This is a genomic window from Alicycliphilus denitrificans (genome assembly GCF_044792555.1).
Classification (GTDB): Bacteria; Pseudomonadota; Gammaproteobacteria; order Burkholderiales; family Burkholderiaceae_C; genus Alicycliphilus; species Alicycliphilus denitrificans_A.
Map to the genome: position 1 here is coordinate 2,974,174 of NZ_CP126238.1, position 19,276 is coordinate 2,993,449.

The window sequence follows — 19,276 nt, forward strand, 5'->3', positions numbered from 1 at the left end:
CAACACATGCAACAACTTGCAAGCAAGCGAGATCCCTCCACTGGAAAGGATTGACCCATGACCACCGAACAACTGCTCGCCGAAATCCGCGAAGCCAACCTCACCTACCTGATGCTGGCCCAGACCCTGATTCGCCAGGACAAGGCCGAAGCCGTGTTCCGCCTGGGGATCAACGAAGAGGCCGCCGACATTCTGGCCTCGCTGTCCGCGGCCCAGGTGCTCAAGCTGGCCTCGCGCAACACGCTGCTGTGCAGCTTCCGCGTGGACGACGAGCTGGTGTGGAGCTTGCTGACCAACCACAACACGCCGCGCAAGTCGATCAACGAGGCGACGAACACGCTGCACGCCAACATCCTCATGGCCAGCCGCGTGTCCGAAGTGCTCTAAACCAAACGCCCGCACCCTGCCCCGCCCGTTAGCTACCGAAAGCCCGCCATGTCCGCACCCGCCAAAAGCGTCCTCAACGAGTCCAAGCAAATCGCACGCGCCGCCATGCTGATCGAGATGGGGGCCCGCATGCAGGTGCTGGAGTCCGAGACCACGCTGTCGTACGAGCGCCTGATCCGCCTGTACAAGGAAATCGCGGGCAAGTCGCCTTCCAAGGGCCAGTTGCCGTTCTCCACCGACTGGTTCCTGACCTGGCAGGAAAACATCCACAGTTCGCTGTTCCTGAACATCTACGAATACCTGTCCAAGGGCGTGAGCCTGGACAGCGTGGAACTGCTCACCAAGGCCTACCGCCTGTACAACGAGCAGGTCGCGGCCGCCGAGATCGAGCCCCTGCTGTCTTTCACGCGCGCCTGGCGCTTGGTCAAGTTCGTCGATGCGGGCATGCTGACCCGCACCAAGTGCTCGCAGTGTGGCGGCCAGTTCGTCACCGAGCTGTACGAGAACCGCCACTACACCTGCGGCCTGTGCAACCCGCCGGCACGCGCGGGCAAGAGCAAGAGCGCAGGCGCCCTCACGCTGCATTGAATTTGTAGCCCAAATAGCCTCTAGCGCCCATCCAACAGGCGCAAGAAGCTATCAAACAAAGAGCAACTGTAGACCCACAGGCGTCACAAGCCAGCCGCCAGCAGGCCACGCACATTGCCATCCATGGGCAGCACGTAGTCGTGCGCCGCGAGCACCGCATTGCCCATCCCCACGAGCTTGAGGCTCACAAACACCGCCTGCGGCGCCGTCGCATAGGTGCCCACCAGCACGGCCTGCGCCGCCTGGGCGCGCGCCACCTCCAGCACCTGGCGCGACAGCAGCAACTCGCCCTGCCCGGGCCGCAGCGCCAGGCTGTCGCGCATGCGCAGCTCGGTGACGCGCAGACCGCGTTGCACGAACCGGCCACCCACCTGTTCGGAGACCAGGCGCCCCAGGCGCGAGGAGGCGTCCAGCCGATCCAGTTGCACCACGGTGGACACGATCACCGGCTGGGCTGGGTCGAGCACCACCTGCGCCAGCAGTGCATCAGCCGCGTCCCGGCTCAGGGCCAGCAGATCCTGGGCCACGGGCGCCGCCGCCGATGGGCCGTAGTAGTACTGCGCGCAACCCGCCAGCACGCCGGCGCAGGCCAGCCCCATGAGCGCCATGGCGTGGCGCCGCTTCATGGCGCCACCACCTTCCAGGTGCGCAGCGGCGTGGGCGCGGGCAGTGGCGGCTCCGGCTGATAGAGCACGGCATCGTCGCGTTCTATGTAATACATGTCTGCGGAGCCCGCCAGGTAGCGGTCAGGAGTTTTCAAGATGGTCGTGACCAGCACTTCGGTGCGTGTCGGCCCGCCCGCTGCGGCGCCCTGGGTATGGCGCTGCGCGATATCGATCGCCAGGCCGGCCCCCACCCCGATGGCCGTGGCCACGCCCGGCAGCAGCACGCGGTCCGAATAATGCGTTTCCCAATCGCGCCACACGCCTACACCGGTGCCCAACAAGGTCCAGGGCGTGGGAATGGGCAGATTGCTGGGCACGGACGCCCGGTGCTGCACCACCTGGGTCTGCAGCTCCAGCTCAACGCCCGTCGGTACCGTAGACAGGGCGACGCCCCTGTCCAAAAGGCGCACCCTCAGCAGCTTCAGAAAGCCCTGGTTGAAGCTGGAGCCGTCCGCCACCGTGAGGTGGATCGGGTGTTCGCCCGCAGGCCAAGCGGCGATCTTCTCGGCCACGCGCGCGGCCACATCGTCCGCCAGCAAGTCCCAGTGATGCACCGCCCGCGCCTTTTTCTGGCCCGTGGCGGGGTAGTTGTCGGCGCGCGGCACGTCCAGGGTGCCGCAACCCGCCAGCAGGGCCGCAGCCAACAAGGCCGCGAGGGCCGGAGCACAGGAAATGGAAGAAGACATGCTCCCGATGATAGGCAGGCAGGCCGCGTGCAATCGATGCAACAGCGCCGGATTTCCCGCCCAAAGCCTAGGTTTCGCCATCATGGCCATGATTAACATACCGTGACAATTGCAACACCAAGCCCGATATGAAACCGATGCGCACCACACACCCACTTGCGTTCCTGCTGGCCATGAGCGCCACCCTGGCAGGCTGCGGCGGCTCGACGGACAAGTCCACCTCTGCGCCGCCACCCCCGCCGCCGCCGCCCGGGGTTGTCAGCCTGCAGTTTCTGAACCATGCCCATGCCAACGTGTTCGACCAGGGCTCGACCACGAACACCCTGTCCGTGCAAGCCACCAGAGATGGCGGCAACGCGGACAGCATCCCCGTCATTTTCTCCGCCGCTCCTGGGACGGTAAGCCCGACCTCCATCCTGCCGAAGGGCGGGGTTGCCTCCACGACACTGAGCGTGCCCGTTGCAGCCGCCACGGGCGCCATGTCGATCACGGCCAGTGCCACGGCCACCAACAAGGTCACGCAAACCTTCCCGGCCTACATACGCCCCGCTCCCGACAGGCTGCAAGTGCTGGTGCCCGCTTATTTCAGCGCCAGCAACGCGGCCGCCTGGACTGCTCTCACCACGGGCGCCCAAAGCTATCCGGACGTCAAGATCAACGTCGTCGTGAAACCCGACAACGCCGCCAGCGGCATCATCCCCGCAGGCACCTACACGCCGGACAGCGCGCTCGTCACCGCAATCGACGCACTCAAGGCCGCACACCCCAACACCAAGGTGTTTGGCTATGTCGCCACCGGCGGCGGCACCAACGGCACGATTTCATTGACCGATGTCAAAACCACCATCAGCCAATACGCCACGCACTACAACACCAAGATCGATGGCTTTTACCTGGACGGCATGGCAGTCGAGCGCAACCTCATCGCGTCGTTCTACCAACCCCTCTCTGCCCACATCGCGGCGACCACGGGCCTGGGAACAACGCCTCCTCTCGTGGTCGGGAATCCCGGCGCCTATCCCCACAAGGACTATGCAGGCCTTGTCAATGTGCTGGTGACTTACAACGGCTCCGCCACCAACTACCAGACCACGGATCCACAGACCTCCAGCGCCTCGTGGGTCTACGACGGGCAGAACGCCGCGCAGGCCATGCAGGTGCATACGGCCAGCACCTGCTCTGACATGAAGGCAGCCGTGGCCCGGGCCCATTTGCCACGCATGAATACCGGCTGGGTCTTCGTCACCGACCAGACCATTAGCGCCCCCTGGTCTGCGCTGCCTGCCACCGCCTACTGGAAATCCTTCCTGGGCACGGTGGACGCCACCAACAAGGGCAACTCCCTGCCCACCTGCTGACGGCCTTGGGCGGCACCTGGGGTGCCGCCCAGCCTGTCAACCCGTATTGCGCAGCCCCGCCGCAATGCCGTTGATGCAGATGTGGATGCCGGTCTGCACGCGCTCGTCGTCCTGGCCGGCACGCCAGCGGCGCACCAGTTCCACCTGCAGGTGGTGCAGCGGGTCGATATAGGGGAAGCGGTGGCGTATGGAGCGCGCCAGCGCGGTGTTCGCCGCCAGGCGCTGCTTTTCTCCCGTGATGCGCGTGAGCGCCTCGGCCGTGCGCTGCCATTCCTGCTCGATGGCCGAAAACACCTTCTTGCGCAGGCGCGCGTCGGGCACCAGTTCGCTGTAGCGGGACGCCAGCGCCAGGTCGCTCTTGGCCAGCACCATGTCCATGTTGGACAACAGCGTGCGAAAGAACGGCCATTGGCGGTACATCTTGCGCAGCAGCGCCAACTGGGTCTTGGGGTCCTTGCCCGGCGCATGCATGAAGTCCTGCACCGCGGCGCCAAAACCAAACCAGCCCGGCAGCGTCAGGCGGCACTGGCCCCAGCTGAAGCCCCAGGGAATGGCGCGCAGGTCCTCGATTTTTTGCGTCGCCTTGCGCGATGCGGGGCGCGAGCCGATGTTGAGCTGGGCGATCTCGCGGATCGGGGTCGAGTTGAAGAAATAGTCGGTGAAGCCCGGGGTCTCGTACACCAGCGCACGGTAGGCCGCCATGCTGGCCCGCGACAACTGCTCGGCCGCCTCCAGGAAGGCCTTGGTGGCCGGCTTGGTGGGCTGCAGCAGCGTAGCCTCCAGCGTGGCGGCGACCAGGGTTTCCAGGTTGCGCCGGCCGATCTCGGGGTTAGCGTACTTGGAGGCGATGACCTCGCCCTGCTCGGTCAGGCGGATCTGGCCGCGCACCGTCCCCGGCGGCTGCGCCAGGATGGCCTGGTAGCTCGGGCCGCCGCCGCGCCCCACGGTGCCGCCGCGGCCGTGGAACATGCGCAGCCTGATGGGCGCGCCGGCCTTGGCGGCGTTCATTTCGTCGAACAGCGCCACCAGCGCGATCTCGGCGCGGTACAGCTCCCAATTGCTGGTGAAGATGCCGCCGTCCTTGTTGCTGTCGCTGTAGCCGAGCATGATGTCCTGCTCGGCGCCACTGGCACGCACCAGCGCGGCAACGCCGGGCAGGGCATAGAACTCGCGCATGATGTGCGCGGACTGCTCCAAGTCCTCTATGGTCTCGAACAGCGGCACGACGATCAGGTCGGCGCGGGCGGCCGCATCCAGCGTGCCCTGCATCAAGCCCACCTCCTTTTGCAGCAGCAGCACCTCCAGCAGGTCGCTCACCGTCTCGGTGTGGCTGATGATGTAGTGGCGTATGGCCTCCTGCCCATAGCGTTCGCGCATGAGCCGCGCGGCCTCGAAGATGGCGATCTCGCTCCTCGCCAGCTCCGAGTACTGCGCGCCCACCACGCGCAGCGGCCGCGCGTCGCACAGCAGGCCCAGCAGCAGACTGCGGCGTTCGGATTCGGACAGGGCCGCATAGTCGGCGTGCACGCGCGCCGTGGCCAGCAGCTCGGCCACTACGCGCTCATGCTGGTCCGAACTCTGGCGCAGGTCCACCGTGGCCAGGTGAAAGCCGAACACCTCCACGGCGCGAATGAGGGGGTGCAGGCGCTCGCCGGTGAGTGCCGCGCCCCTGTGCGAGTGCAGCGAGGCCTCGATCACACGCAGGTCGGCCAGAAACTCCGCGGCGCTGGCGTAGGCGTTTTGCGGCGCCACGGCGTGCAGCGCGGCCTCGCCGCCCGTCAGCTCCGTGAGCGTGGCGGCCAGGCGCGCATAGATGCCGGTGAGAGCGCGGCGGTAAGGCTCGTCCTGGCGGTGCTCGTTGGTGTCGGGCGAGCGCTCGGCCAGCTGCCGCATCTCGGGCGAGACCTGCACCAGGTTGCTTGAGAGCGACAGCTCGCGCCCCAGGTGGTGCACCTCGGTCAGGTAGTGGCGCAGCGCCACCTCGGCCTGGCGGCGCAGGGCCAGGGCCAGGGTGTCGGCGCTGACGTTGGGATTGCCGTCGCGGTCGCCCCCTATCCACTGGCCCATGCGCAAAAAGCTGGCCACCTCCTGGCTGCCACCCAGCTCGCGCTCCAGATCTGCGTAGATGCGCGGGATCTCCTGCAGAAAGGTCGATTCGTAGTACGACAGCGCGTTCTCGATCTCGTCGGCCACGGTCAGCTTGGAATAGCGCAGCAGCCGCGTCTGCCACAGCTGGGCCACGCGCGCGCGCAGCTGCGCCTCGTTGGCTGCCAGCTCGCGCGGGCTCAGGGTGTCCTTGGCGCTGTTGTACAGCTGGGCACGCGCCTGGATGTCGTCGCGCTGGGCGAGCAGCTGCGCGATCCCACGCTCTGCGTCCAGGATGCTCTTGCGCTGCACCTCGGTGGGATGGGCCGTGAGCACGGGCGCCACATAGCTCGTGGCCAGTGTCTGCGCCACGGTGCTCGGCGCAATGCCGGCCCAGCGCAGGCGCGCCAGCGCCACCTCGATGCTGCCCTCCTGGCTGCTGCCAGCGCGCTCATGCACGGCGCGGCGGCGGATGTGGTGGCGGTCCTCGGCCAGGTTGGCCAGATGGCTGAAATAGGTGAAGGCGCGGATCACGCTCACCGTCTGGTCGCCCGTCAGGCCCTTGAGCAGCTTCTTCAGGGCGCGGTCTGCCTCCTGGTCGGCATCGCGGCGGAAGGCCACCGACAGCTGGCGGACCTGCTCCACCACCTCATAGGCGGCCACGCCCTCCTGCTCGCGGATCACGTCGCCAAGGATGCGCCCGAGCAGGCGAATGTCCTGGATCAGCGGAAAATCCTTGTCCGTCTTGCGCACGGAGGGTGTGGTGGCTGGGGCATCGGTGTTGCGAACGGGGGCGGTCATGCGTTGGTGTCTCCTGATACCCATCAAAGTAATCGCCAATGGGTGTTGCAGCGCAGCATGCTAGCATCTCCTGTTGCCCTGCCATTGAGTGCGCAGGGACCGCAAGATTGCCGATATGACCCACTCCAGTGCCCTCACCCCCATCGTCATCGCCACGCGCGAAAGCCAGCTCGCCATGTGGCAGGCCGAGCATGTGCAGGCCCTGCTCGCCGCGCGCGGCCACGCGGTCAGCCTGCTGGGCATGACCACGCGCGGCGACCAGATCCTGGACCGCACGCTGTCCAAGGTCGGCGGCAAGGGGCTGTTCGTCAAGGAGCTGGAGGTGGCGCTGGAGGAAGGCCGCGCCGACATCGCCGTGCACTCGCTCAAGGACGTGCCCATGGAGCTGCCCGAGGGCTTCGCCCTGGCCTGCGTCATGGAGCGCGAGGACCCGCGCGACGCCTTCGTCTCGCCGCGCTACGCCACGCTCGACGAACTGCCGCAGGGCGCCGTGGTCGGGACGTCGAGCCTGCGCCGCCAGGTGCTGCTGCAGGCGCTGCGACCCGACCTGCGGATAGAGCCGCTGCGCGGCAACGTGCAGACGCGCCTGCGCAAGCTCGACGAGGGCCAGTACGCCGCCATCGTGCTCGCCGCCGCGGGCCTGAAACGCCTGGGCCTACGCGAACGCATCCGCAGCATCTTCGAGCCCGAACAGATGCTGCCCGCCGCCGGCCAGGGCGCCTTGGGCATCGAGATCCGCAGCCAGCGCCAGGACCTGCGCGAGGCGCTGGCTCCGCTGGCACATGAACGCACCTGGCTCACGGTGACGGCCGAGCGCGCCGTGAGCCGCGCCATGGGCGGCAGCTGCTCCATGCCGCTGGCCGCCCATGGCCAGTGGAGCGACGACCAGCTGCAGCTGCAAGCCGCCTGGGGCGACATCGAAGGCCGGCTGCCGCTGGTGCGCGCTGCAGGAGCAGCCCGCGTGCGCACGCTGGACGAGGCCGACGCGCTGGGCCTGGCCGTGGCCGCCAAGCTGCGTGCCGCCGGCGCCATCGGGGCCGGCTGAGCATGGCCATGACCGCGCGCGCCATCGTCACCCGCCCGGCGCGCGAGGCCGCCCAATGGGTGGCCGACCTGCAGGCGCGCGGCATTGCGGCCCAGGCACTACCGCTGATCGCCATCGGCGCGGTGACCGACCCCGCGCTGCGCCAGGCGCTGCGGCAAGCACGTGAACGCTTCGCCAGCTACCGCGCCGTGATGTTCGTGAGCGGCAATGCGGCCCAGTATTTTTTTGAAGAAAATCAGCCCCAATCGCTTACCCAGCAAGCGCAAACAGCTATTAATACAAGAGTATGGGCTCCCGGCCCGGGCACGGTCGCGGCGCTGCGCCAGGCAGGACTGCCCGGGCAGCGCATCGACGCTCCCCGGGCCGACGCCGAGCAGTTCGACTCCGAGGCGCTGTGGCAGGTCGTGGCGCCACAAATCGACCGGGGCGACCGCGTGCTCATCGTGCGCGGCACGAATACGCCCGGCGCCGAGGGCGGCAACGGCCGCGAATGGCTGGCGCGCCAGATCGCTGCGGCCGGCGGCGCCGTGGACTTTGTCGCCGCCTACGAACGCGGCGCGCCCCGGCTCGATGCCGGGCAGCTGACGCTGGCGCGCGCGGCCGCCGGCGACGGCTCCATCTGGCTGCTCAGCAGCTCCGAGGCCGTTGCCCATCTGACCGGCGCCCTACCCGAGCAGGACTGGGGCCGGGCGCGCGCCCTGGCCACCCACCCGCGCATTGCGCAGGCGGCGCGCGCGGCCGGCTTTGGCAGCGTCACGCAATGCCGTCCGGCATTCAATGAAGTGGCCGCGTCGATAGAATCGCCGCATGAGCACTGAGCCTGCACCCGAGCTGTCCGACACCACGCCGTCAGCGGCCCGGACATCCCCCCCCGCCAGCCACAGCGGCGGCGGCGCGGCGCTCTACGCGCTGGGCATCGTCATGATCGCCGCGCTGGTCAGTACGGTGCTGCTGTGGCAGCGCCTGGCCTCCATCCAGGAACAGCTGGCACGCCAGTCGGCGGACTCCGGCGCCCAGGCCATAGAAGCGCGCACCGTGGCCCAGCAGGCGCAGGATCTGGCGCGCGAGACCTCGTCCCGCCTGGCCGTGGCCGAGGCGCGTGTGGGCGAGGTGGCCCTGCAGCGCAGCCAGCTCGAAGAGCTGATGCAAAGCCTGTCGCGCTCGCGCGACGAAAACCTGGTCGTGGACATCGATGCCGGCCTGCGCCTGGCGCAGCAGCAGGCACAGCTCACCGGCAGCCTGCAGCCGCTGGTGGCGGCGCTCAAGAGTGCCAGCCAGCGCATAGAGCGCGCCGCCCAGCCGCGCCTGGCGCCCGTGCTGCGCGCCATGGGCCACGACCTGGAACGCCTGGAGCAAGCCTCCGTCACCGACACCGCCGGCCTGCTGGCGCGCATTGACGACCTGGTGCGCCAGGCGGACGAGCTGCCGCTCGTCAGCCAAGTGGCCCAGGCCGCCGTGATGCGCCGCCAGGCGGGCAGCGAGCCAGCCCCCGCAACGCCCGCCGACAGCGCCAGCGAGCCCGCCTGGCAGGCCACGCTGCGCCGCGGCTGGGAGGCCGTGCGCGACGAAATCCGCGGCCTGGTGCGCGTGAGCCGCATAGACCAGCCAGACGCCATGCTGCTCGCACCCGACCAGGCCTTTTTCCTGCGTGAAAACCTCAAGCTCAAGCTGCTCAACGCGCGCCTGGGGCTGCTCGCGCGCCGCATGGACTCGGCACGCACCGACCTGGCGAGCGCCAACGCGGCGCTGAACAAATACTTCGACCCCGCATCGCGTCGCACGCAAAATGCCGCTACGGCCCTGCAGCAGCTTCAGTCCCACATGAAGACCGCCGAGATGCCCCAGCTCGACGACAGCTTCGCCGCACTGGCGACAGCCGCGGCCGGCCGCTGACCCGCCGTAGGACCGACACACACCATGCGCGCAGCACTCTGGTTTCTGGCACTGTTCGGCGCGGCCGTCGCCGTGGCGCTGTTTGTGGGGGACAACCAGGGCACGGTGACGGTGTTCTGGCCGCCCTACCGCGTGGATCTGTCGCTCAACCTGGTGGTCGTGCTGCTGCTGGGCGGATTTACCCTGTTGTATGCAGCGCTGCGCGGGGTCTCCGCACTGCTGCAGCTGCCGGTACGGGCGCGGCGCTGGCGCCTGCTGCAAAAGGAACGCGCCATGCACGGCGCGCTGCTCGACGCGCTGTCGCAGATGCTGGCCGGGCGCTTCCTGCGTGCGCGCAAGGCGGCAGAGTCGGCCATCGCCCAGGAGCAGGCGCTGGAACAATCCAGGCAGGCCCTGCCCCACGGCCGCCAGTTACGCACGCTGGCCCATCTGGTGGCGGCGGAAAGCTCCCACGCCCTGCAGGATCGCGGCACACGCGAGGAGCATTTGCAGCAGGCGCTGGACAACATCCCGGAGCGCGTGCCCGCCTCCATGCTGGAGCTGCGCGAGGGCGCGCAACTGCGCGCCGCACGCTGGTCGCTCGACGAGCGCGATGCCAGCACCGCCATGGAGCGCCTGTCCGCCCTGCCCGCGGGCACGGCGCGGCGCACGCTGGCGCTGCGCGCACGGCTGAAGGCGGCGCGCCTGTCGCACCAGACGGAGCAGGCCCTGGAAACCGCGCGCCTGCTGGGCAAGCACCGCGCGTTCTCCCCGGCCGCGGCCGAGAGCATCGTGCGCGGCCTGGCCGTGGAGCTCATCAACGATGCGCATGATCCGGCCCAGCTGCAGCGCATCTGGCTGGGCCTGGAGAGCGGCGAGCGCGCCATGCCCGAAATCGCCGTGCAGGCGGCGCAGCGCCTGGCGCAGCTGGGCGGCCCAGCCACCCAGGTACGCGCCTGGCTGCTGCCCGTGTGGGAGCGCATGGGCGAGCTACCCGATGGGCAGCAGTTGAAGGTGGTGCGCGCACTGGCGGCCAGTCTTGAAGGCCTGGACGCGCATTGGCTCGCACGCATCGAAGCGGCGCAGCAGGCCGATCCACGCAATGCGCGCCTGCAATTCCTGTCGGCCATGGCCTGCGTGCAGCGCGAGCTGTGGGGCAAGGCACAACAGCTGCTGACCCAGGCGACACAGCACCTGAGCGATGCGCCGCTGCGCGCCAGCGCCTGGTGCCACCTGGCGCAGCTGGCCGAGCGGCGCGGCGACGCCGAGGCCGCCGCGCAGGCCTGGAAGCAGGCGGCGCAGCAATAGCCGCCAGCCAAGGCCGGAGGCCTTTTGCCCCAGCCCGCTCGCCAGGCCAAAACGGCTGCGCTCGGCCAAGGCCGAAACTCACGCACTGAAACCACACGCATAGAACCCGCCCCGATGGCGCTGCTTGCCATCGGGTAACAACGCTGCAGGCATGGGTTTGCATGCCAAAAAACATTCATTAAAAATGAACTTTAAGATTGCGAACATTCGCCTTTAGCACGACGCTGCAGGAAGGCGCTTGCGCCTCATCAATCAATAGGTGTATAGATATGCCACCAGATCCGAAAGGGAGCCAGCCATGGACAGTGCCGTTTTAAGCCTGCTGGGCGCCTTCCTGCTGTCCATCATTGGACTTTTCGTCTTCATATGGTCTCTGCGCAAAGGCCTGCTGGTAGAGAACCCCAAGGCCGCCTCGGCGATTTTTGCCAGGGGCGAAATCGGCCACATTGACGATCCGGCGCTGGGTCAGGCCGGGCAGCAGCACTTTCAGGCCGCGGCCGCCGAGCCCGGAGACTCCACCCATCTTCCCGATGCCCAGGAGATCCAGGACCGCATTGCGGCCGACCGCTCCAGCGCCTTCCCGGTCTTCATGTTCATCGCCTTTGCCTGCATGTGGCTGCTGTTTGGCGGCATCGCCGGGCTGACGGCCTCGCTCAAGCTGCACTGGCCCGACTGGCTGGTGAGTGAGGCCTGGATGACCTTCGGGCGCATCCGCACCGTGCACCTCACGGCCGTGCTCTATGGCTGGATCACCAACGCCGAGCTGGCCATCATCATCTGGCTCATGCCGCGCCTGCTGCGCCGGCCGCTGATTGGCCCGATGTGGATCATGATGGGCGGCGCCCTGGTCAACACCGCCATTGCCAGCGGCATCGGCGCCATCGGCGCGGGCTGGACGGACGGCCTGGAATACCTGGAAATGCCCTGGCAGATCGGCATCTTCTTTGCCGCCGGCATGGTCTGCATCATTGGCCCGGTGATGTACACGCTGGTGAACCGCAAGGTCGAATCGCTGTACGTGACGACCTGGTACCACACGGCAGGCCTGCTGTGGATCACGCTCTTGTTCATTGTCGGCAAGATGCCCGGCGTGCACTTCGGCGTGCAGCAGGCGGCGATGAACTGGTGGTACGGCCACAACGTACTGGGCCTGTGGTTCACGCCCGTGGCCGTGGGCGCCATCTACTACTTTCTGCCCAAGATCATCGCGCGGCCGATCCGCTCGTACAACCTATCCATCCTGGGCTTCTGGACGCTGGCCTTCTTCTACGCCCAGGTCGGCGGCCACCACCTGGTCGGCGGCCCGGTGCCGGGCTGGCTGGTCACGCTGTCCATCGTGCAGAGCATGATGATGATCATCCCGGTGCTGGCCTTCTCCATCAACATGGGGCTGACCATGAAGGGGCGCATGCGCCTGGGACGTTATTCGCCCACGCTGCGCTTCATGATGTTTGGCGGCTTCATGTACCTGCTGTCATCGCTGCAGGGTTCGTTCGAGGCGCTGCGCTCGGTGCAGCAGGTGGCGCACTTCACGCATTTCACCGTGGCCCACGCCCACCTGGGCGCCTATGGCTTCGTGACCATGGTGCTGTTCGGCGCCATCTATTTCATGATGCCGCGCATCATGAATTGGGAGTGGCCTTTCCCCAGGCTGATTTCCTGGCATTTCTGGCTCGCGGCCATCGGCATCATGATTTATTTCGTGGGCCTGACCTACGGCGGCTGGCTGCAGGGCCTGGCCATGCTGGACGAGTCCCGCCCGTTCATGGATTCGGTGGCGGTGACGATTCCGTGGCTGCAGTGGCGCAGCGTGGGCGGCGGCCTGATGGTCGCCAGCCACCTGGTCTTCGTCTTCCACTTCCTGGCCATGGCCCTGCGCTTCGGACCCGATCGCGCCGGCGCCGCACTGTTCTCGAACCAACCCAAGGCGGTGGAGCTCGCTCATGGAGAATGAAACCAAACTCACCGCGGGTGCCATGGTGACCTTTGCCATCGCCGTCTCGGCGCTGGTGATCCTGCCCTATGTCCAGGTGCGCGACGTAAAGCCGCCCGAAGGGCTCAAACCCTACACCAGCGCCGAGCTGCGCGGGCGCGCCAGCTACATCGCCAACGGCTGCGTCTACTGCCACAGCCAGCAGCCGCGCTCCGAGAGCTTTGCGCCGGACGCCAAGCGTGGCTGGGGCCGGGCCTCGGTGCCGGGCGACTATTTCTACGACAAGCCGCACCTGCTGGGCAGCATGCGCACCGGGCCCGATCTGTTCAACATCGGCGTGCGCCAGCCCAGCAAGGACTGGCACCTGGGCCACCTGTACCAGCCGCGCGCCTATGTGCCGGGCTCGATCATGCCCTCCTACCCCTATCTGTTCGACATCAAGGACCAGGCCGAACCGGGTGAAGAGCCGCTCAAGCTGCCGTCCGGCCACACCCCGGCGGGCAAGGTCGTCGTGCCCACGCCCGAAGCACTGGATCTCGTGAAGTACCTGCAAGCGCTCAAGCGCAACTACCCGGTGCTGCCGCCCGAGCCGCACGAGGCCGCGGGCGCCAAGACCTCTTCCGCGTCACCGGCCCCCAGGCCGACGCCCGCCTCATGAAAGGACTGTGAGCATGAGCCAAGACCCGGTTACACGCGCACAGCAGCGCGAAAACGAAGACCCCGAAGAAGCCGTCCGCCCCATGCCCCTGGTCGTCCTGCTGGTGGCGGCCGCCATGGTGGTGTGGGCGGTGGTCTACATCCTGAACACCGAGCCTCTGAACCTGTCCCAGTATGGCGACCAGCGCACGCGCACCGAGCTCTCGGGCCCGGTGGCCGCTGCCGCCGGAGCGGCCGTCGACGGCAAGGCGATCTTTGCCGCGCAGTGCGCCGCCTGCCACCAGGCCACGGGTGCTGGCCTGCCGGGCGTGTTCCCGCCGCTCGATGGCTCGGAATGGGTGCAGGGCGATGCGCGCGTGCTGGCCAACATCCTGCTGCACGGCGTCACGGGCGAGATCACCGTCAAGGGCAACAAATACCAGGGTGCGATGCCCAGCTTCGCGCAGCTCTCGGACGCCGAGCTCGCGGGCGTGGCCAGCTACATCCGCAATAGCTGGTCGAACAAGGGCGAGGCGCTGGATGCCAAGCTGTTCGAAGACGAGCGCAAGGCCGGCGCCGAGCGCAAGACCCCGTTCGAGGGCGAGGCGGCCCTCAAGGCCTTGCTGAAATGACCCAGCCATGTGGCGCACCGCGCTGCTGAGCGCCCTGCTGGTACTCGGCGGCTGGGCCGCCGCACGTTGGCTGACCTACGATTTCCAGGTCTGGACCGACGAGGGCGCGCGTCGCCTGGAGGTGGCGTTGCGCCCCATCGAGGCACCGTCCGTTGCCGTACAAGGCACGGCCATCAACGCCAGCCTGCCGGCGCTGCTGGCCGCGGGCGGCGGCACCACGGTAGTGGATTTTTTCTACACCCGCTGCGAGACCGTGTGCCTGTCGCTCGGCAGCAGCTTCCAGCAGCTGCAGGCCGCACTGCAGGCCGACCGGGCAACCGGCCATGTCCCCAAGGTCCGGTTGCTGTCCATCAGCTTTGACGGCGCACGCGACGACCCTGCCGCCCTGGCTGCCTATGCACAGGGCCTGCGCGCCGACTTCGACCTGTGGCGCTTCGTGCGCGTGCCCGATGCGACGCAGCAAGCCGCACTGCTGCAGCGCCTGGGGGTGGTGGTGGTGCCCGATGGCCGCGGCGACTACGAGCACAACGCCGCGTTGCTGGTGTTTGACGCACATGGGCGCATGGTGCGCATTTTCGATCTGGCCGAGCAGCAGCTGGCGCTGGACTACGCACGCCACCTGGCAAACACACCGCCATGAAACTGCCCTGCCGCCAACCCAGACACCAGGCTGCCCTGGGGCTGATCCTGCTGGCCGTGCTGGCCTGGCCGGGTGCGCGCCAGTGGCTTGAAGCCACCATGTGGCGCCACATGCTGCTGCAGTTCCCGCTGTGGCTGCTGGCCGGCACGCTGCTTGCCTCGGCCCTGCCGCGGCGCGCACGCAGCGCCATCGCCAGCTGCAACGCCCATGGCATCGCCGGCCTGGTAGGGGTGGGCGTGGTGCTGTCGGTGCTCATGGTGCCGCGCGTGCTCGACCTGGCGCTGCGTGACCTGGGCATCGAGGCCGCCAAATGCGCCGCGTTGCTGCTCGCCGGCGCCCTGCTGCGCCTGTCCTGGCGCCCGGCAGGGCTGGTGGTGCAGAGTTTTTTCCTGGGCATGCTGCTGCCCATGATGGTTGTCGTCGGGCAGCTCTACATCGACTCGCCCCTGCGCCTGTGCAACGCCTACCTGCAGGACGACCAGGAGCGCCTGGGCCGCTGGCTCATCGCCCTGGGGACCCTGCTGGCCATCGCCTGGCTCGCACATACCGCCTGGCGGCTGGTGCGGCGCGAAGATGCGCGGCTGGTGCCGCCCTAGAAACGCTCTCTTTACGATAGCTTCCAGCGCTTGCCAGACATACGTTTTTGGCCTAAATTGATTAATATATTGCCTTACTACAAGGCGCTTATAGCTATAAAACAAGGAGCATCCAGTAAGCGAATAAAATGCCCCATCCTCCGAACCATTGCCACCCAAGCGGCATCCCACGGGATGCCGTTTTTCATTGCCATGAGCGACACCCCTGCACAACCCGGTCTGCAATCCCTGTCCAAGTCCTTTGACCCCGCCCCGCTGGAAGCGCACTGGGGTCCCGAGTGGGAACAGCGCGGCTATGGCCGCGCAGGCGTGCGTGGCACGGGCCAGGCCGATGCGCAGCAACCCGCCTTCGCCATCCAGCTGCCCCCACCCAATGTGACCGGCACGCTGCACATGGGCCACGCCTTCAACCAGACCATCATGGACAGCCTCACGCGCTACCACCGCATGCTGGGCTGCAACACGGCCTGGATTCCGGGCACCGACCATGCCGGCATCGCCACGCAGATCGTGGTGGAGCGCCAGCTGCAGGAACAGGGCGTGAGCCGCCATGACCTGGGCCGGCCCGATTTCGTGAAGAAGGTGTGGGAGTGGAAGGAGCAGTCGGGCAACACCATCACCACGCAGATGCGCCGCCTGGGCGACACAGTGGACTGGAGCCGCGAGTACTTCACCATGGACGACAAGCTCTCCAAGGTCGTCACCGAAACCTTCGTCAAGCTGTATGCACAAGGGCTGATCTACCGCGGCAAGCGCCTGGTGAACTGGGACCCGAAGCTGCAGTCCGCCGTGTCCGACCTGGAGGTGGAGAACGAGGAGAAGGACGGCTCGCTCTGGCATATCGCCTATCCGCTGGCCGACGGTTCGGGCCAGTTGGTGGTGGCCACCACGCGGCCCGAGACCATGCTGGGCGACGTGGCGGTGATGGTGCACCCCGAGGACGAGCGCTACCGGCATCTGATCGGCAAGATGGTCAAGCTGCCGCTGTGCGAGCGCGAGATCCCGGTGATTGCCGACGCCTACGTCGATAAGGAATTCGGCACCGGCGTGGTCAAGGTCACGCCCGCGCACGACCAGAACGACTACGCCGTGGGCCAGCGCCACCAGTTGCCGATGATCTGCGTGCTGACGCTCACGGCCACCATCAACGACAACGCACCCGAGAAATACCGCGGCATGGACCGCTTCGCCGCCCGCAAGGCCGTGGTGGCCGACCTGGAGGCCCTGGGCCTGCTGGTCGAAACCAAGAAGCACAAGCTCATGGTGCCGATCTGCACCCGCACCGGCCAAGTGATCGAGCCCATGCTGACCGACCAGTGGTTCGTCGCCATGAACAAGGTGGGCCAGGGCGACGCCACGGGCAAGAGCATCGCGCAAAAGGCGATCGATGCGGTCGCCAGCGGCCAGGTCAGCTTCGTGCCCGAGAACTGGGTCAATACCTACAACCAGTGGATGAACAACATCCAGGACTGGTGCATTTCGCGCCAGCTCTGGTGGGGCCACCAGATCCCCGCCTGGTACGACGAGGACGGCCAAGTCTATGTGGCACGCTCCGAGGCCGAGGCACAGGCCCAGGCCCCCGGAAAAGTCCTGCGCCGCGACGAGGACGTGCTCGACACCTGGTACTCCTCCGCCCTCGTGCCCTTCTCCACCATGGGCTGGCCAAACCAGACGGATGCGGCCACCGACGACTACAACCTCTACCTGCCCTCCTCCGTGCTGGTCACGGGCTACGACATCATCTTCTTCTGGGTCGCCCGGATGATCATGATGACCACGCATTTCACCGGCCGCGTGCCGTTCAGGCATGTCTATATCCACGGCCTGGTGCTGGACGCGCACGGCAAGAAAATGAGCAAGAGCGAAGGCAACGTGCTCGACCCGGTGGACCTGATCGACGGCATTTCCCTCGAACCCCTGCTGGACAAACGCACCCAGGGCCTGCGCCGTCCCGAGACCGCGCCCACGGTGCGCAAGAACACGCAAAAGGAATTCCCCGACGGCATTCCCGCCTACGGCGCCGACGCGCTGCGCTTCACCTTCGCCGCGCTCGCCAGCCTGGGCCGCTCCATCAACTTCGACAGCAAGCGCTGCGAGGGCTACCGCAACTTCTGCAACAAGCTCTGGAACGCCAGCCGCTTCGTGCTGATGAACTGCGAGGGCCAGGACTGCGGCCTGGACAACACCCAAGGCTGCGAAGAGGCCTACCTCAGTTTCAGCCAGCCTGATCGCTGGATCGTCTCGCGGCTGCAAAAGGTCGAGGCCGAGGTCGCCAAGGGCTTTGCCGAATACCGCCTGGACAACGTCGCCAACCAGATCTACGACTTCGTCTGGAACGAGTTCTGCGACTGGTACCTGGAGATCGCCAAGGTGCAGATCCAGACCGGCAGCGTGGCCCAGCAGCGCGCCACGCGCCGCACGCTGATCCGCACGCTGGAGGCCATCCTGCGCCTGGCACACCCCATCATCCCCTTCGTGACCGAGGCGCTGTGGCAGGTGGTGGCACCGGTGGCAGGATTGAAAGGCGCATCCATCGCCATCGCCGCCTATCCACAGGCACAGCCCGCCAAGATCGACGAAGCCGCCGAGAGCTATGTCGAGCGCCTCAAGCAGATGGTGGACGCCTGCCGCACCCTGCGGGGCGAGATGGGCGTCTCGCCCGCGCAGCGCCTGCCGCTGCTGGCCGTGGCCGACACCGACGAGGATGCCGCCTTCCTGCGCGCCAACGCGGCGGTGCTGCAAAACCTGGCCAAGCTCAGCGAGGTCAAGGTGTTTGACGAAGACGCCGCCTGGGCCCAGGCCGCGCAAAACGCACCGGTCAACATGGTCGGCGGCGCGCGCCTGGCGCTGTTTGTCGAGGTCGACGTCGCCGCGGAGAAGGTCCGACTGTCCAAGGAGGCCGCGCGCCTGCAAGGCGAAATCACCAAGGCCAACGCCAAACTCTCCAACAAGGCCTTCGTCGCCAAGGCGCCGCCGGCGGTGATCGAGCAGGAAAAGAAGCGCCTGGCCGATTTCGGCGGCACGCTCTCGCGCATCCAGGAGCAACTCGCCCGCCTGGGCTGACTGCCCCCCTGGGAGCGCTGGTATCTTGCCGGCCAGGGCGCCCCTCCCACAGGGGACAGGAAAACAGACTAAAACCCAAAGACCAGGAACCGTATGACCACCACCCGCGTCCGTAAAGCCGTTTTCCCTGTCGCCGGTCTCGGCACCCGCTTTCTGCCCGCCACCAAGGCATCCCCGAAGGAAATGCTGCCCGTGGTCGACAAGCCGCTGATCCAGTACGCCGTGGAGGAAGCCTACGAGGCCGGTATACGTGACATGGTGTTCGTCACCGGCCGCAGCAAGCGCGCCATCGAGGACCATTTCGATACCGCCTACGAGCTGGAAAACGAGCTGGAACAAGCCGGCAAGCAGGAGATGCTGGCGCTGGTGCGCAGCATCGCCCCTGCCGACATGAACTGCCTGTTCGTGCGCCAGCCGCGCAGCCTGGGCCTGGGCCACGCAGTGCTCTGCGCCGAGCCCCTCGTCGGCAATGAGCCTTTTGCCGTGCTGCTGGCCGATGACCTGATGGTGGGCGACAACGGTGGCCCGGGCGTGATGGCGCAGATGACGACGGCGTTTGAAAAACAGGGCCGATCCTTGCTGGCGGTGCAGGAGGTGCCGCAGGAGCACACGCGCCGCTACGGCATCGTCAGGGGCGAGCCGGCCGGCGGCCCGCTCTTGCGCGTGGATGAAATCGTGGAAAAACCGGCACCAGAGAAGGCCCCCTCGCGCATGGGCGTAGCAGGCCGCTATGTGCTGACCCCGCGCATTTTTGAAGAAATCCGCAACCAGCCACGCGGCGTGGGCGGCGAGATCCAGCTCACCGACGCTATCGCCCGCCTGATGACCCATGAGGCCGTCTACGCTTACCAGTACAGCGGAAAACGCTACGATTGTGGTAGCAAAGAGGGGTTTCTCGAGGCCTCTGTGGAGCTAGCCCTGCAGCACCCCCAGGTGGGTGAATCATTCCGCCAGTATCTCAAGGGATTGGCGCTGTAATAG

17 protein-coding genes are annotated in these 19,276 nt (G+C 67.2%); 14 read left to right on the forward strand and 3 right to left on the reverse strand.

From position 1 onward, the window contains the following. Window positions 1-57 precede the first annotated feature (57 nt). On the forward strand, window positions 58-387 hold the full coding sequence (gene flhD / locus P7644_RS14105; protein ID WP_404299891.1) for a flagellar transcriptional regulator FlhD: 330 nt from the start codon (window positions 58-60) through the stop codon (window positions 385-387). Window positions 388-435: 48 nt separating this feature from the next. Beyond that, window positions 436-975 (forward strand): flagellar transcriptional regulator FlhC, encoded by a 540-nt coding sequence (gene flhC, locus P7644_RS14110; RefSeq protein ID WP_404299892.1) that lies wholly within the window; start codon window positions 436-438, stop codon window positions 973-975. A gap of 83 nt (window positions 976-1,058) precedes the next feature. On the opposite strand, the gene P7644_RS14115 is transcribed toward flhC, so the two are convergent. Together P7644_RS14115 and P7644_RS14120 are read right to left on the reverse strand one after the other, a co-directional pair. Beyond that, a complete protein-coding gene (locus P7644_RS14115) occupies window positions 1,059-1,601 on the reverse strand; it encodes a FlgO family outer membrane protein (RefSeq protein WP_404299893.1) in 543 nt (180 codons plus the stop codon). Continuing rightward, window positions 1,598-2,326 (reverse strand): hypothetical protein, encoded by a 729-nt coding sequence (locus tag P7644_RS14120; RefSeq protein ID WP_404299894.1) that lies wholly within the window; start codon window positions 2,324-2,326, stop codon window positions 1,598-1,600. The genes P7644_RS14115 and P7644_RS14120 overlap by 4 nt, the downstream gene beginning before the upstream one ends. Window positions 2,327-2,463: 137 nt before the next feature. Here P7644_RS14120 and P7644_RS14125 point away from each other — a divergent pair, with 137 nt between their 5' ends. Continuing rightward, entirely contained in the window at window positions 2,464-3,684 is a 1,221-nt protein-coding gene (locus P7644_RS14125) for a spherulation-specific family 4 protein (RefSeq protein ID WP_404299895.1), read from the forward strand. Window positions 3,685-3,720: 36 nt separating this feature from the next. Here the strand turns inward: P7644_RS14125 and ppc are convergent, their stop codons facing one another. Next, window positions 3,721-6,570 carry a phosphoenolpyruvate carboxylase gene (gene ppc / locus P7644_RS14130; protein WP_404299896.1) on the reverse strand — a complete coding sequence of 950 codons (2,850 nt, stop codon included), beginning with the start codon at window positions 6,568-6,570 and terminating at the stop codon, window positions 3,721-3,723. Window positions 6,571-6,685: 115 nt separating this feature from the next. Here ppc and hemC point away from each other — a divergent pair, with 115 nt between their 5' ends. From hemC to galU, 11 genes are all read left to right on the forward strand, one after another. Next, complete coding sequence (hemC, locus tag P7644_RS14135; protein ID WP_404299897.1) at window positions 6,686-7,615, forward strand: hydroxymethylbilane synthase; 930 nt, start codon at window positions 6,686-6,688, stop codon at window positions 7,613-7,615. 8 nt (window positions 7,616-7,623) lie between these two features. Next, window positions 7,624-8,433 (forward strand): uroporphyrinogen-III synthase, encoded by an 810-nt coding sequence (locus P7644_RS14140; RefSeq protein WP_404303212.1) that lies wholly within the window; start codon window positions 7,624-7,626, stop codon window positions 8,431-8,433. Next, window positions 8,423-9,508 carry a uroporphyrinogen-III C-methyltransferase gene (locus P7644_RS14145; protein WP_404299898.1) on the forward strand — a complete coding sequence of 362 codons (1,086 nt, stop codon included), beginning with the start codon at window positions 8,423-8,425 and terminating at the stop codon, window positions 9,506-9,508. Before P7644_RS14140 ends, P7644_RS14145 begins: the two co-directional genes overlap by 11 nt. Before the next feature lie 24 nt (window positions 9,509-9,532). Continuing rightward, window positions 9,533-10,795 (forward strand): heme biosynthesis HemY N-terminal domain-containing protein, encoded by a 1,263-nt coding sequence (locus P7644_RS14150; RefSeq protein WP_404299899.1) that lies wholly within the window; start codon window positions 9,533-9,535, stop codon window positions 10,793-10,795. A 298-nt stretch (window positions 10,796-11,093) separates the two neighbouring features. Next, window positions 11,094-12,749 carry a cbb3-type cytochrome c oxidase subunit I gene (locus tag P7644_RS14155; protein ID WP_404299900.1) on the forward strand — a complete coding sequence of 552 codons (1,656 nt, stop codon included), beginning with the start codon at window positions 11,094-11,096 and terminating at the stop codon, window positions 12,747-12,749. Next, the gene (locus tag P7644_RS14160; protein WP_404299901.1) at window positions 12,739-13,386 is read left to right on the forward strand and encodes a cbb3-type cytochrome c oxidase subunit II; all 648 of its coding nucleotides are present in this window, start codon (window positions 12,739-12,741) and stop codon (window positions 13,384-13,386) included. The genes P7644_RS14155 and P7644_RS14160 overlap by 11 nt, the downstream gene beginning before the upstream one ends. A 13-nt stretch (window positions 13,387-13,399) precedes the next feature. Then, the gene (locus tag P7644_RS14165) at window positions 13,400-13,996 is read left to right on the forward strand and encodes a c-type cytochrome (RefSeq protein ID WP_404299902.1); all 597 of its coding nucleotides are present in this window, start codon (window positions 13,400-13,402) and stop codon (window positions 13,994-13,996) included. A gap of 7 nt (window positions 13,997-14,003) precedes the next feature. Next, complete coding sequence (locus P7644_RS14170; protein ID WP_404299903.1) at window positions 14,004-14,636, forward strand: SCO family protein; 633 nt, start codon at window positions 14,004-14,006, stop codon at window positions 14,634-14,636. Continuing rightward, window positions 14,633-15,232 (forward strand): hypothetical protein, encoded by a 600-nt coding sequence (locus P7644_RS14175; RefSeq protein WP_404299904.1) that lies wholly within the window; start codon window positions 14,633-14,635, stop codon window positions 15,230-15,232. Before P7644_RS14170 ends, P7644_RS14175 begins: the two co-directional genes overlap by 4 nt. A gap of 192 nt (window positions 15,233-15,424) precedes the next feature. Further along, window positions 15,425-18,295 carry a valine--tRNA ligase gene (locus P7644_RS14180; RefSeq protein ID WP_404299905.1) on the forward strand — a complete coding sequence of 957 codons (2,871 nt, stop codon included), beginning with the start codon at window positions 15,425-15,427 and terminating at the stop codon, window positions 18,293-18,295. 93 nt (window positions 18,296-18,388) lie between these two features. Next, window positions 18,389-19,273 carry a UTP--glucose-1-phosphate uridylyltransferase GalU gene (galU, locus tag P7644_RS14185; protein WP_404299906.1) on the forward strand — a complete coding sequence of 295 codons (885 nt, stop codon included), beginning with the start codon at window positions 18,389-18,391 and terminating at the stop codon, window positions 19,271-19,273. Window positions 19,274-19,276: the final 3 nt, after the last annotated feature.

Coding starts and splice junctions, on each gene's coding strand:
- flhD (WP_404299891.1), top strand. CDS start 58: ATGACCACCGAACAACTGCTCGCCGAAATCCGCGAAGCCAACCTCACC.
- flhC (WP_404299892.1), top strand. CDS start 436: ATGTCCGCACCCGCCAAAAGCGTCCTCAACGAGTCCAAGCAAATCGCA.
- P7644_RS14115 (WP_404299893.1), bottom strand. CDS start 1,601: ATGAAGCGGCGCCACGCCATGGCGCTCATGGGGCTGGCCTGCGCCGGC.
- P7644_RS14120 (WP_404299894.1), bottom strand. CDS start 2,326: ATGTCTTCTTCCATTTCCTGTGCTCCGGCCCTCGCGGCCTTGTTGGCT.
- P7644_RS14125 (WP_404299895.1), top strand. CDS start 2,464: ATGCGCACCACACACCCACTTGCGTTCCTGCTGGCCATGAGCGCCACC.
- ppc (WP_404299896.1), bottom strand. CDS start 6,570: ATGACCGCCCCCGTTCGCAACACCGATGCCCCAGCCACCACACCCTCC.
- hemC (WP_404299897.1), top strand. CDS start 6,686: ATGACCCACTCCAGTGCCCTCACCCCCATCGTCATCGCCACGCGCGAA.
- P7644_RS14140 (WP_404303212.1), top strand. CDS start 7,624: ATGACCGCGCGCGCCATCGTCACCCGCCCGGCGCGCGAGGCCGCCCAA.
- P7644_RS14145 (WP_404299898.1), top strand. CDS start 8,423: ATGAGCACTGAGCCTGCACCCGAGCTGTCCGACACCACGCCGTCAGCG.
- P7644_RS14150 (WP_404299899.1), top strand. CDS start 9,533: ATGCGCGCAGCACTCTGGTTTCTGGCACTGTTCGGCGCGGCCGTCGCC.
- P7644_RS14155 (WP_404299900.1), top strand. CDS start 11,094: ATGGACAGTGCCGTTTTAAGCCTGCTGGGCGCCTTCCTGCTGTCCATC.
- P7644_RS14160 (WP_404299901.1), top strand. CDS start 12,739: ATGGAGAATGAAACCAAACTCACCGCGGGTGCCATGGTGACCTTTGCC.
- P7644_RS14165 (WP_404299902.1), top strand. CDS start 13,400: ATGAGCCAAGACCCGGTTACACGCGCACAGCAGCGCGAAAACGAAGAC.
- P7644_RS14170 (WP_404299903.1), top strand. CDS start 14,004: ATGTGGCGCACCGCGCTGCTGAGCGCCCTGCTGGTACTCGGCGGCTGG.
- P7644_RS14175 (WP_404299904.1), top strand. CDS start 14,633: ATGAAACTGCCCTGCCGCCAACCCAGACACCAGGCTGCCCTGGGGCTG.
- P7644_RS14180 (WP_404299905.1), top strand. CDS start 15,425: ATGAGCGACACCCCTGCACAACCCGGTCTGCAATCCCTGTCCAAGTCC.
- galU (WP_404299906.1), top strand. CDS start 18,389: ATGACCACCACCCGCGTCCGTAAAGCCGTTTTCCCTGTCGCCGGTCTC.